We start from the raw sequence: 12,088 nt of genomic DNA, 5'->3' as shown, positions 1-12,088 counted from the left end.
CTCGGATCGAGGCGTTCGCGCTGCGGCGCCCGTATTGGCGAGAAGGGAACGGCCGCTGACTGTCCACCACCTCAACCAGCTCCTGCTCGTCTGCTCGCTCGTTCTGCTCATCGCGGTGGCAGCGGTTCGCATCTCGTCGCGCAGCGGGCTCCCCAGCCTGCTCGTCTACCTGGGCATCGGCATCGCCATGGGCCAGGACGGGATCGGCGGCATCCACTTCAACAACGCCGAGCTGACCCAGGTCATCGGCTACGCGGCCCTGGTCGTGATCCTGGCCGAGGGCGGTCTCGGCACGAAATGGAAAGAGATCAAACCGGTCCTCCCGGCGGCCTCCTCCATGGCGCTCGTCGGCGTCGCGGTGAGCGTCGGCGTCACAGCCGCCGGCGCGCACTACCTGAGCGGTCTGGAGTGGCGGCAGTCACTCATCATCGGAGCGGTGGTGTCGTCGACCGACGCTGCGGCGGTCTTCTCGGTGCTGCGGCGAGTCCCCCTACCCGCGCGCGTGACGGGTGTCCTCGAGGCCGAGTCCGGTTTCAACGACGCCCCGGTGGTCATCCTTGTCGTCGCGTTCTCCACGGCCGGCCCGGTGGAGCACTGGTATGTGCTGCTGGGCGTGATACTCCTGGAACTCGCCATCGGCGCCGCCATCGGCCTCGCCGTGGGCTGGCTCGGCTCCTGGGGTCTCAGGCATGTGGCACTGCCCGCCTCCGGCCTCTACCCGATCGCCGTCATGGCCATCGCGGTCACGGCCTACGCGGCCGGCGCGCTGGCGCACGGCAGCGGCTTCCTCGCCGTCTACCTCGCATCGATGGTGCTGGGCAACGCGAAGCTGCCGCACTGGCCCGCGACGCGCGGTTTCGCCGAGGGGCTCGGCTGGATCGCCCAGATCGGCATGTTCGTCCTGCTCGGTCTGCTGGTGACCCCGCACGATCTGGGTGACGACGTCCTGCCCGCCCTCGTCATCGGCCTTGTACTGACCGCGGTGGCCCGCCCACTGAGCGTGGTGGTGAGCCTGACGCCATTCCGGCTGCCATGGCAGGAACAGACACTGATGTCATGGGCCGGGCTGCGCGGTGCGGTGCCCATCATCCTGGCGACGATCCCCATGGTGAACGGCGTCGACGCCAGCCGCCACATCTTCAACATCGTCTTCGTGCTGGTCGTCGTCTACACCCTGGTCCAGGGGCCGACGCTGCCGTGGGTGGCGCGCACACTGCGCCTGGGCGAGGGCCCGGAGGCCGCCGACCTCGGCATCGAGTCGGCGCCCCTGGAGCGGCTGCGCGGACATCTGCTGTCCGTCGCGATCCCCGAGGGTTCGCGGATGCACGGCGTCGAGATCAACGAGCTGCGGCTGCCGGCCGGGGCCGCGGTCACGCTCGTCGTCCGGGACGGAAAATCGTTTGTGCCACTGCCCACGACGGTGCTGCGGCACGGGGACGAACTCCTCGTGGTCGCCACGGACCAGGTCCGCGACGCGGCGGAGAAGCGTCTGCGGGCCGTAGGCCAGGGCGGCAAGCTGGCCGGGTGGCTGGGAACGAACGGGAACGGGACGCCCGGCAGACGTTAAGGACACGTTTCGTACGGTTCACACCCCAGATAATCCCAGGTGAAGGCACACATGGTGCCCCGTTTCACAGGCGTCCCGGCCCTTTGCCCCTGTACAATCAAGGCGCACCTGATCGAACCAACTCTGCCTGACGCAGAGCTGGCGCGACCGTATGGCGGTCGGGACGCCCTGAGCTGTGGGCGCCGGCATCTACCGCAGTCCGCGCAAGAGGACAGCTCTCGGCGCCCGGGTCCGGTAAAGGAACCGCGCTACCAGGCGGCAGAAAGGCACGGGCCGTGGCGTCCACGGTCACCTCGAAGTCGTCCCGTCCGGGCTACGCACAGCTGCTGCGCACCCGCGGCGCCTGGACGTTCCTGCTCCCCGGCTTCGCGGCGCGTCAGCCGTTCGCGATGCTCACCCTCTCCATCGTGCTGCTCGTCCAGCACACGACCGGCTCGTACGGGGCCGCGGGCGCCGTCGCGGCGGCCACCGGCGTCTCCATGGCACTGTTCGCGCCGTACAGCGGCCGTCTCGCCGACCGCCACGGCCAGCGTGCCGTGCTGCTCCCCGGCGTCCTGGTGCACGCCCTGTCGGCCGCGTCCCTGACAGCGCTCGCGCTGGCCCATGCGCCCCTGTGGGCACTGTTCGCCGCGGCCGTCCCGACCGGCGCCTCGGTGCCGCAGATCGGCCCCATGGTGCGCGCCCGCTGGGGCGTGAAGCTCCAGGACTCGCCCCTGATGACGACGGCGGCTGCCTTCGAGTCCGTCACCGACGAGCTGACCTTCGTGCTCGGCCCGCTGCTGGCGACGGCCCTGTGCACCACCGTGGCCCCGGCCGCGGGCCTGCTCACCGAGGCGACGCTGACGCTGGTCGGCGGTGTGCTGTTCGCGGCGCAGAAGAGCACGCAGCCGCCCGTCGCCTCCGTGACGCACGCGCGCGTGGAGCACGCTTCCGCGCTGCGCGTCCCCGGGGTGCGTGTGCTGGTCGTGACCTTCCTGGGCATCGGCTCCGTCTTCGGCGGTATGCAGGTCTCGCTCGCCGCGTTCAGCGAGTCGATCGGCGAGCCCGGCCTGAACGGCGTCCTGTACGGCGTCTTCGCCGCCGGCAACATGCTCTCGGGCATCGTGTGCGGCGCGGTCGCCTGGAAGTCCGCTCCCCAGCGCCGTCTCGTCATCGGCTACACGGGCCTCGCGCTGGCAGCCTCCGGCCTGTGGACCGCGCACTCCGTGGCCGCCCTGGCCGGCCTCGGCCTCCTGGTGGGCATGTGCATCGCGCCTGCGCTGATCACCGGCTACACGCTGGTCGAGGGTCTGGTCCCGGCCGGTGCCCGCACCGAGGCCTTCACCTGGCTGACCGGCGCGGTCGCGCTCGGCCAGGCGGCCGCCGTCACGGTGGCCGGGCAGCTGGAGGACCGCCTCTGGGGCGGCGCCGGCTTCCTCGTCCCGATGGCCGGTACCGTGCTGGCACTGGTGACCCTGGTGTCCCTCCGGTCACGGCTGGCGACACGTTCGCACGGCCGCACCGTCGCACGTGGCGTCGGTCACCGCACGCCGGTGACGGTGGACTGATCCCGAGGAATACGTCACTATGGACCGTCGTTAGCACTCATCGAGTCAGAGTGCCAGGAGGAAGACAAGTGCCGACCTACCAGTACCAGTGCACCGAGTGCGGCGAGGGCCTCGAGGCGGTGCAGAAGTTCACCGACGACGCCCTGACCGAGTGCCCCAACTGCGGTGGCCGCCTCAAGAAGGTGTTCTCCGCCGTCGGCATCGTCTTCAAGGGCTCCGGCTTCTACCGCAACGACAGCCGCGGCTCGTCGTCGAGCAGCAGCCCGGCGTCGTCGAAGTCGTCCAGCTCCTCCTCGTCGTCCGACTCGTCCGGTTCGTCGAGCTCGTCCGGTTCGTCGAGCTCGTCGTCCACGAGCACTTCCTCCAGCTCCGCCGCTTAAGGCCCTTCGCCCGGACCCTGCCGTCGTACGACGGCGGGGTCCTCGGTGTTTCCGGAGCCAGCTACTGTGCTCGTCATGGCGAACGCAGAGATCGGTGTCATCGGCGGCTCGGGCTTCTACTCCTTCCTCGACGACGTGACCGAGGTCCAGGTAGACACCCCGTACGGGGCACCCAGCGACTCCCTGTTCCTCGGCGAGATAGCCGGCCGGCGGGTCGCCTTCCTCCCCCGCCACGGCCGCGGCCACCATCTGCCGCCGCACCGCATCAACTACCGCGCCAATCTGTGGGCACTGCGCTCCGTCGGTGTACGGCAGGTGCTCGGCCCGTGCGCGGTGGGCGGGCTGCGCCCCGAGTACGGTCCCGGCACACTGCTCGTCCCCGACCAGCTGGTGGACCGCACCAAGGCCCGCACGCAGACGTTCTTCGACGGGCTGCCGCTGCCCGACGGCACCGTGCCGAATGTGGTGCACGTCTCGCTCGCCGACCCTTACTGCCCCGTCGGCCGCGGGGCCGCGCTGGAGGCGGCGCGCGGGCAGGGCTGGGAGCCGGTGGACGGCGGCACGCTGGTGGTGGTCGAGGGGCCGCGGTTCTCCACCCGTGCCGAATCGTTGTGGCACCAGGCACAGGGCTGGTCCGTGGTGGGCATGACCGGCCACCCGGAGGCGGCGCTCGCCCGTGAACTGGAGCTCTGCTACACGTCCTTGACCCTGGTCACCGACCTCGACGCGGGGGCCGAGACCGGCGAGGGCGTCTCGCACGACGAGGTGCTGAAGGTGTTCGCGGCGAACGTGGACCGGCTGCGCGGCGTGCTGTTCGACGCGGTGGCGGGACTGCCGGCGAACGAGAAGCGGGACTGCCTGTGCACAACGGCACTGGGCGGGATGGATCCGGGGTTCGAGCTGCCCTGACCCTGACCGCGGGCAGGCGGAACGTCCCGTTCGGGTGAGCGAGTTGTCCACAACCGGCCGGTAGTCCACGGCCGTCGGCGGGCTCCGCCGCGAAGCCTCATCGTGGATCGCGTCCCGATCTCGCGATGCAGGTGGTGATCAGCATGGCTCAGCTCTCCATTCCCCTACGCCCGTTGCCCCCGACCCATTCCGTGGCGCCCGCGTATGCAGCAGCTTCCGTACGCCCGCCGGAGGCGGACCTCGCGTCACGGGCGGACACGCCTCCGACATGTGCGGTGCCGCACTTCGCTCCCGTGCGGGTGCGCGGCGGGCTGCATCAGCTGCGGCGTCTGGTGCGGCACCGGAGGCGGGCGGTGGCCGTGGGCCTGGCGGTCACCGCGGTCGCGCTGGTGACGGCGGGGCCGCGCGGCTCCGACGGGGCGCGGGGGCATCCGGACGCCGCGGCACACCCGCCGGCGGCGGAGTCCGTACGGCCGCACCGCGCGGTCGAGATGGTGACGGCGCCGGTGCGGATCGCGGACGGGGCGACGGTACGGCTGCTTCGGCCGGGCGACCGGGTCGATGTGATCGCTGCCGAAGGCACCGGACCCGCGCAGGTGGTCGCGGCCGGGGCGCGGGTTTCGCGGGTGCCGGACGTCGACCCCGCAGAAAGCGGCGCGCTGGTGGTGCTCTCCGTACCGCGCACCACGGCCACGCGCCTGGCAGGTGCCGGCGCCTCCTCACGGCTGGCGGTGACGCTGTGCTGAGCAGGCAGGGGCAGCTCGTCGCCCGGGAGCCGGAGCACTTGCCGGGGGCGAAGGAGTGGACAGGTGCGGGTACCCCTGCCGTAGGTTGCGGAGCTGTTCGTTCCACAGCTTGTGCAGTCGAGGAGGGGCCCACTGGTGAGCGAGAAGAAGGTCCCGGGCGTCTGGCAGGGCTTCAAGGCCTTCCTGATGCGCGGAAACGTCGTCGACCTGGCAGTCGCGGTGGTCATCGGCGCCGCGTTCACCAATATCGTCAACTCGGTGGTGAAGGGGATCATCAACCCGGTGGTGGGTGCACTCGGCACCAAGAGCCTGGACAGTTACAGCTCCTGCCTCAAGGCTCCGTGCACGGGCACCGGCGACAGTGCGACGGGCGTCCGCATCCTGTGGGGCTCGGTCCTCGGCTCCACGCTCAACTTCGTGATCACCGCGGCCGTCGTCTACTTCCTGATGGTTCTGCCGATGTCCAAGTTCCTGGCCCGGCAGGAAGCCCGCCGCAAGGGGAAGGAAGGCGCGCACGAGGTGATGGAGGTGACCGAACTGGAGGTGCTCAAGGAGATCCGCGACGCCCTGGTGGCGCAGCGCGACTCGGGTCCCGGCAGGCCGTAGCCCACCGCGGGGCTCACCGTCCGCGGGGCTCACCGTCCGCGGGGCTCACAGTCGGCGGGGCTGCACAGACGGTGGGCAGGTGCTCACAGGTGGTGGGGCGGCTTCTCGTCGAGGAAGCGTGCCAGGTCGGCGGCGCTGTCGCCGCTCGGTCCGGACCCCTCGCCCCATCCCCGGTCCGTGTCGTCCGAGGACTGCCGGCTCAGCGGGTCGTCGAAGACGATGGCGTCCTTGGGATCGGGCTTGGCGTCGCGCGGCTCGCGGGCAGGGGTGCTGCTCATACCCCCAGCGTACGTCGGCGTCGGCGGTGACACGGACGGCTCGAATTCATCGCACGTGAGGTCACGACCGACGGGTGGCGAAGGATCATGGCCCCATGACAGTTGACGCTCTGACAGATGTGACGGGCCTGCGGGTGGGTCATGCCACGCGGATCGGGGACGGCTGGCTCACCGGCACCACGGTCGTCCTGGCCCCCGAGGGTGGCGCGGTCGCGTCCGTGGACGTGCGCGGCGGCGGGCCCGGCACGAAGGAGACCGACGCGCTCGATCCGCGCAACCTGGTGCAGAGGGTCGAGGCGGTGGTCCTGACGGGCGGCAGCGCGTACGGACTCGACTCGGCGTCGGGCGTGATGGCCTGGCTGGAGGAGCGCGGGCGCGGGGTGCGGGTCGGCCCCGGGCCGACGCAGGTGGTGCCGGTCGTGCCCGCCGCCTGCATCTTCGATCTGGGACGCGGCGGCGACTTCAGGGCCCGGCCGGATGCGGCCGTCGGCCGGGCGGCGGTCGAGGCGGCCGCCGCGAGCGAGCCGGGCGCACCCGTGGCGGAAGGCTGTGTCGGCGCGGGCACGGGAGCGACGACCGGATCTCTCAAGGGCGGCGTCGGGAGCGCGAGCACCGTGCTCGACTCGGGTGTCACGGTGGGGGCCCTGGTCGTGTGCAACGCGGTGGGCTCGGCGGTGGATCCGGCAACCGGCGCCCTGTACGGGGAGATGCTCCAGGGCAGGGTCGACCACCCGGCGCGCGATGTGCACGAGGCTGCGCAGCGGCGGCTCGCGGAGATCGCCGCGAAGATCCCGCACCCCCCGCTGAACACGACCGTCGCGGTCGTGGGGACCGACGCCGATCTCACCAAGGCGCAGGCGCAGAAGCTCGCGGGTGTGGCGCACGACGGCATCGCGCGCGCCGTGCGGCCGGTGCATCTGCTCAACGACGGGGACACGGTGTTTGCCCTGGCGACCGGCGCGCGTCCGCTCGCCTCCACAAGCCCCTTGGCGCTCAACGAGGTACTCGAGGCGGGCGCGGACCTCGTGACGCGTGCGATCGTACGGGCGGTGCGCGCGGCCGAGTCGGTGGACGGACCGGGTGGAACGTGGCCGTCGTACGAGGAGTTGTACGGGAGCCGGTAGGCACAGGTTCCGCACAGGCTTCCCTGGATTGTCCCGGTTATGTCACTGATGGCGTTCAACGCGGTTCTGCGGGAACCCCTTTTCGCGACGCCTGCTCTTTCTCCACGTACTCGAGCGGACCACGCACCACACAACGATCTGGAGAAGCCCGTGACAACGCCGGACATGCGAGCGCGGCGCGTACTGGGGGCCTGTGCCGCCCTGATGGTCGGCGCCCTGACCCTCACTGCCTGCGGCGGCAGCGCCACTGCCGACAACAAGAACGGCAAGGACGACAAGGACGACAAGAACTCGGCCAAGACCTCCACCGCGAAGATCACCATCTCCGCGAAGGACGGTTCGACGGACGCGTCGATCAACGCGACCGGAGTGAAGGTCAGCGACGGGAAGCTGACCCAGGTGACGATGACGGTGGCGGGGACGGGCACGGCCGTTCCGGGTGAGCTGTCGGCGGACGGGACGTCCTGGAAGCCGAAGGAGCAGCTGGAGCGCGGGACGAAGTACGAGATCTCCGCCACCGCCAAGGACTCGGCCAACCGCACCGCGGCCGCCAACTCCATCTTCACCACGGTCACCTCGGCCAACAGCTTCATCGGGACCTACACGCCCGACAACGGGGCGACGGTCGGTGTCGGCATGCCGGTGTCCTTCACCTTCGACAAGGCGATCAGCGACAAGAAGGCCGTGCAGTCGCACATCACGGTGACCTCCAGCAGCGGGCAGCAGGTCGTGGGGCACTGGTTCGATGCGCAGCGGCTGGACTTCCGGCCCCAGGAGTACTGGAAGGCGGGCTCCAAGGTCACGATGAAGATCGACCTGGACGGGGTCCAGGGCGCGAACGGCGTCTACGGGGTGCAGAAGAAGACCGTGACGTTCACCATCGGCCGCTCGCAGGTCTCCACGGTCGACGCCAACACGCAGACCATGACGATCGTGCGGGACGGCAAGACCTTCAAGACGGTCCCGGTCTCGACGGGCAGCGCGCAGCACACCACGTACAACGGGCAGATGGTGATCTCCGAGAAGTTCGTGCAGACGCGCATGAACAGCCAGACGGTCGGTCTGGGCGGTGAGTACGACATCCCGGACGTGCCGCACGCGATGCGTCTGACGACCTCGGGAACGTTCATCCATGGCAACTACTGGTACAACAAGGGCAACCCGCCCTTCGGGCGCGAGGGCACCAGCCACGGCTGCGTCGGGCTCGCCGACGTTCAGGGGGCGCAGGGGGACACGACCGCCAAGTGGTTCTACGACAACTCGCTCATCGGGGACGTCGTGATCGTCAAGAACTCCCCGGACAAGACGGTCGCGCCGGACAACGGGCTCAACGGCTGGAACATGCCGTGGAGCGAGTGGACCGCGGGAAGTGCCGTCTGACCAGGGCAGAATGACGTTCGATCGGGCCGCGCGGGAACTTCCGGCGCGGCCCGCGCGTTTTCCCGCCGTACGTTTTCTCGGTTCCCGGACATGATGTCCGGCCGAGGGGCTACGGTATGCACCCACAAGGTGACATGCAGCAACGCCGGGAGATGCCTTGAGCGTTCCGTACGAGACGGCAGCGTACGAGCCACCCGAGTCGCCCGAGCCTCCGGAGGAGCACCTCGCGCGACTCCTCGGCCGCGCCCTGAACTCCTTCGAACTGCCCGACGAAACGGTAGGGCAGCTCGACTGCGCGCTGGCGTACGACAGTTCGCTGCACTCCGCGCACCACAGCGCGGGACTGCACCGGGAGACCTACCGGCACACATGGCTGCTCGCGGACGGCTCGGCGGTCACGCTGTGGGAGCTCGTTCACAACACCGCGGCGGGCGGTCACCTCGAACACGAGGTGTATGTGGACGAGGAGGAGCTGCGCGCCGCCACGGCCCGGCTTCCGCTGCCGCCGGACGCGCCCGACTTCGAACTGCCCGTGCTGGTGCAGCTGTCGCCGGTCCCCGAGCCCCGGCACGCGTATGTGCCCGACGACTCGGCCGACCACGCTCGCCGTCTGCTGCGCCGGGCGGAGAACCCGGACCGGCCGGGCGCGGACCTGGCGACGTTACTGCTGCACTCGGCTTTTGCGCACGAGATCACGCAGGCCTTCGGACGGCCGTGCCGGGCCGGTCAGGGCGGGCTGTGCTTCTCGCTCTACGAGCACGCGTTCCTGCTGCGCGACGGCCGGGAGCTGTCCCTGTGGGAGGTCGAGCACACGGCGACTCCGGACGGCCGGCACATGTGCGAGGTGTACGCGACGGAGGAGGCGGCCCGGGAGGCCATGGAACGGCGCGCGGCAACGCTCGGCTGACACTGCGGAGCCAGGGCCGAAGTGCCGTCGCCGCCTCCGGCGTCAGGAACGGCCCTCGCCGAACCGCCGTACAAGGCCTGCGAAGGCGTCCCGTTCGGCCGGGGTGAGTTCGACGGACTCCAGCTCCGGGCCCGTCCGCGGCTGGTGGGGCAGGGCCCTGAGCAACCTGCTGTGGCGCCGTACCGCGTCCTCGATACGGCGGCGTTGCACAACGCGTCCCACGTAGACGATCCAGGCAGCGGTGATCAGGGCGAGTACGGGAACACCCAACAGCTGGAGGATCGACACGTGCGCAGGCATGCCCCAAGTAGACACCACGATCCGGGCCTTTAGCCCTGGACCGTGACGCATATCGCAGATCCGACGAGCACCGTGAAGGGTTCAGAGATGCCGTAATGGGGCATGGGAGACCGACCCGGGCAGATGATCGAGCTGCGGATACGCGTGTCGGCCGCAACCCCTCCGAGCGGGGTTGCGGCCGACAGACGTTGCGGTGAGGAGCCCGATCAGGCAGCGACCGGCTGCTTGGAGTCACCCCGGGCCGATATCGGCGCCCCCGCCGCATCCTTCGCGGCCTCCGGGTTCTGCTTGCGCATGCCCTTCAGGACCACCACCAGGGCCGTGCTCACACACACGCCGACGACGAGGGCGATCAGGTAGAGGAACGGGTTGCCGATCAGCGGGACCACGAAGATGCCGCCGTGCGGGGCGCGCAGGGTGGCGCCGAAGGCCATCGACAGGGCACCGGTGATCGCGCCGCCGACCATCGACGAGGGGATGACCCGCAGCGGGTCGGCCGCCGCGAACGGAATCGCGCCCTCGGAGATGAAGGAGGCACCCAGCACCCATGCGGCCTTGCCGTTCTCACGCTCGGTCTGCGTGAAGAGCTTGCCGCGCACGGTCGTGGCCAGCGCCATCGCCAACGGCGGAACCATGCCGGCGGCCATCACCGCGGCCATGATCTTCATCGCGGAGTCGCTCGGGTTGGAGACCGCGATACCGGCGGTGGCGAAGGTGTAGGCGACCTTGTTGACCGGGCCGCCGAGGTCGAAGCACATCATCAGGCCGAGCAGCGCGCCGAGCAGGACGGCGTTGGTGCCGGTGAGGCCGTTCAGCCAGTCGGTCAGGCCCTTCTGCGCGGACGCGATGGGCTTTCCGACGACGACGAACATCAGGAATCCGACGACCGCCGCCGAGATCAGCGGGATCACCACCACCGGCATGATGCCGCGCAGGGTCGGAGGGATCTTGACCTTCTGGATCCCCAGCACCACACCACCGGCGAGGAGACCGGCCACCAGACCGCCGAGGAAGCCCGCGTTGATGGTCAGGGCGATCGAGCCGCCGACGAAGCCGGGCACGAGACCTGGGCGGTCCGCCATGCCGTAGGCGATGTAGCCGGCCAGGACCGGAACGAGGAAGCCGAAGGACACCACGCCGATCTGGAACATCAGCGCGGCCCAGCTGTCCGCCTGGGTCCACACGAAGTGGTCCATGACCGACGGCGCCTTGTTGATCTTGTAGCCGCCGATCGCGAAGCCGAGGGCGATGAGCAGACCGCCGGCGGCGACGAACGGAACCATGTAACTCACGCCGGACATCAGCCACTTGCGCAGCTTGGTGCCGTAGCCCTCGCCGGCGTCACCGGCACGCTCCACCGGCGTCCCCGTCCCCGGGGCGGCCGCCGCGGTGACCTCGCCGCGCGCGGCCTTGTCGCGCACCTCGGCGATCAGCTCGGCGGGGCGGTTGATGCCCGCCTTCACACCGACGTCGACGGTCGGCTTGCCGGCGAAGCGGTCCTTGTCCCGCACGGGCACGTCGTGGGCGAAGATCACGCCGTCGGCGGCCTCGATGACGGCCGGGTCGAGCCGGGTGAAGCCGGCCGAGCCCTGCGTCTCGACGACGACCTCGATGCCCGCCTCACGGCCCGCGTTCTCCAGCGATTCGGCGGCCATGTAGGTGTGCGCGATGCCGGTGGGGCAGGAGGTGACGGCGACGATACGGAACTGACGCTCGGCCGGGGCACCGGGGGCGCCCGGAGCCGGGGCAGCCGCGTCCTCGACGCGCGCACCCGGCACCGGGGCCGTTCCGTCCGCGGTGGCGCCGGAGGAGGCCTTTCCGGCCGGCGCCACCGCGGAGTCCTCGGAGCCGCCCTCCGCCGGGGCCTCTTCCCCGCGGATGAGAGCGGCCGCGGCCGCCGGCTCGCCCACGGCCCGCAGCGCGGACGTGAACTCGGCGTTCATCAGCTGACGAGCCAGGGACGACAGGATCGTGAGGTGCGCGTCGTCCGCGCCCGCCGGGGCGGCGATCAGGAAGATCAGGTCGGCCGGGCCGTCCGGGGCGCCGAAGTCGATGCCCTGCGCGCTGCGCCCGAAGGCGAGCGTCGGCTCGGTGACGTGCTCGCTGCGGCAGTGCGGGATGCCGATGCCGCCGTCGAGGCCGGTCGGCATCTGCGCCTCGCGCGCCGCGACGTCGGCGAGGAAGCCGTCCAGGTCGGTCACCCGGCCCTGGGCCACCATCCGCTCGGCGAGGGCACGCGCCGCCGCTTCCTTGGTGTCGGCGGACAGGTCGAGGTCGACCAGGTCCGCGGTGATCATCTCGCTCATCGCGGGCTCCTTCGCACGCGTATCGCCCGGGGGGATTC

At 70.6% G+C, this 12,088-nt stretch carries 12 protein-coding genes; 9 read left to right on the top strand and 3 right to left on the bottom strand.

Going from position 1 to position 12,088, the window contains the following annotated elements:
• The first annotated feature begins 34 nt into the window (after window positions 1-34).
• From ABT186_RS05540 to mscL, 6 genes are all read left to right on the top strand, one after another.
• Window positions 35-1,567, top strand: a complete 1,533-nt coding sequence (locus tag ABT186_RS05540; protein WP_351235909.1) for a potassium/proton antiporter — start codon at window positions 35-37, stop codon at window positions 1,565-1,567.
• A gap of 275 nt (window positions 1,568-1,842) precedes the next feature.
• The gene (locus ABT186_RS05535) at window positions 1,843-3,114 is read left to right on the top strand and encodes an MFS transporter (RefSeq protein ID WP_351923716.1); all 1,272 of its coding nucleotides are present in this window, start codon (window positions 1,843-1,845) and stop codon (window positions 3,112-3,114) included.
• Between the two features lie 68 nt (window positions 3,115-3,182).
• On the top strand, window positions 3,183-3,494 hold the full coding sequence (locus ABT186_RS05530; protein WP_351235905.1) for an FmdB family zinc ribbon protein: 312 nt from the start codon (window positions 3,183-3,185) through the stop codon (window positions 3,492-3,494).
• Between the two features lie 75 nt (window positions 3,495-3,569).
• Window positions 3,570-4,403 (top strand): S-methyl-5'-thioadenosine phosphorylase, encoded by an 834-nt coding sequence (locus ABT186_RS05525; protein WP_351235903.1) that lies wholly within the window; start codon window positions 3,570-3,572, stop codon window positions 4,401-4,403.
• Between the two features lie 275 nt (window positions 4,404-4,678).
• Window positions 4,679-5,149: a hypothetical protein gene (locus ABT186_RS05520; RefSeq protein ID WP_502973141.1), complete on the top strand. Its 471-nt coding sequence runs from the start codon at window positions 4,679-4,681 to the stop codon at window positions 5,147-5,149.
• Window positions 5,150-5,284: 135 nt separating this feature from the next.
• Entirely contained in the window at window positions 5,285-5,755 is a 471-nt protein-coding gene (gene mscL / locus ABT186_RS05515; protein WP_351235899.1) for a large conductance mechanosensitive channel protein MscL, read from the top strand.
• Window positions 5,756-5,838: 83 nt separating this feature from the next.
• On the opposite strand, the gene ABT186_RS05510 is transcribed toward mscL, so the two are convergent.
• On the bottom strand, window positions 5,839-6,033 hold the full coding sequence (locus ABT186_RS05510; protein WP_351235897.1) for a hypothetical protein: 195 nt from the start codon (window positions 6,031-6,033) through the stop codon (window positions 5,839-5,841).
• A 95-nt stretch (window positions 6,034-6,128) separates the two neighbouring features.
• Between ABT186_RS05510 and ABT186_RS05505 the strand changes: the two genes are divergently transcribed.
• From ABT186_RS05505 to ABT186_RS05495, 3 genes are all read left to right on the top strand, one after another.
• Entirely contained in the window at window positions 6,129-7,157 is a 1,029-nt protein-coding gene (locus ABT186_RS05505) for a P1 family peptidase (protein ID WP_351235895.1), read from the top strand.
• Between the two features lie 150 nt (window positions 7,158-7,307).
• The gene (locus ABT186_RS05500; protein ID WP_351235893.1) at window positions 7,308-8,537 is read left to right on the top strand and encodes a L,D-transpeptidase; all 1,230 of its coding nucleotides are present in this window, start codon (window positions 7,308-7,310) and stop codon (window positions 8,535-8,537) included.
• 157 nt (window positions 8,538-8,694) lie between these two features.
• Window positions 8,695-9,444 carry a DUF6227 family protein gene (locus ABT186_RS05495; protein WP_351923712.1) on the top strand — a complete coding sequence of 250 codons (750 nt, stop codon included), beginning with the start codon at window positions 8,695-8,697 and terminating at the stop codon, window positions 9,442-9,444.
• Window positions 9,445-9,486: 42 nt separating this feature from the next.
• Here ABT186_RS05495 and ABT186_RS05490 read toward each other — a convergent pair whose 3' ends face one another.
• Window positions 9,487-9,744 (bottom strand): hypothetical protein, encoded by a 258-nt coding sequence (locus ABT186_RS05490; RefSeq protein WP_351235889.1) that lies wholly within the window; start codon window positions 9,742-9,744, stop codon window positions 9,487-9,489.
• A gap of 206 nt (window positions 9,745-9,950) precedes the next feature.
• The gene (locus ABT186_RS05485; protein WP_351923710.1) at window positions 9,951-12,050 is read right to left on the bottom strand and encodes a PTS fructose transporter subunit IIABC; all 2,100 of its coding nucleotides are present in this window, start codon (window positions 12,048-12,050) and stop codon (window positions 9,951-9,953) included.
• Window positions 12,051-12,088: the final 38 nt, after the last annotated feature.

Origin of the sequence: Streptomyces sp. NPDC001634, assembly GCF_040298185.1 — a bacterium.
Taxonomy (GTDB): domain Bacteria; phylum Actinomycetota; class Actinomycetes; order Streptomycetales; family Streptomycetaceae; genus Streptomyces.
This window is presented reverse-complemented; position numbering and strand designations above follow the sequence as displayed.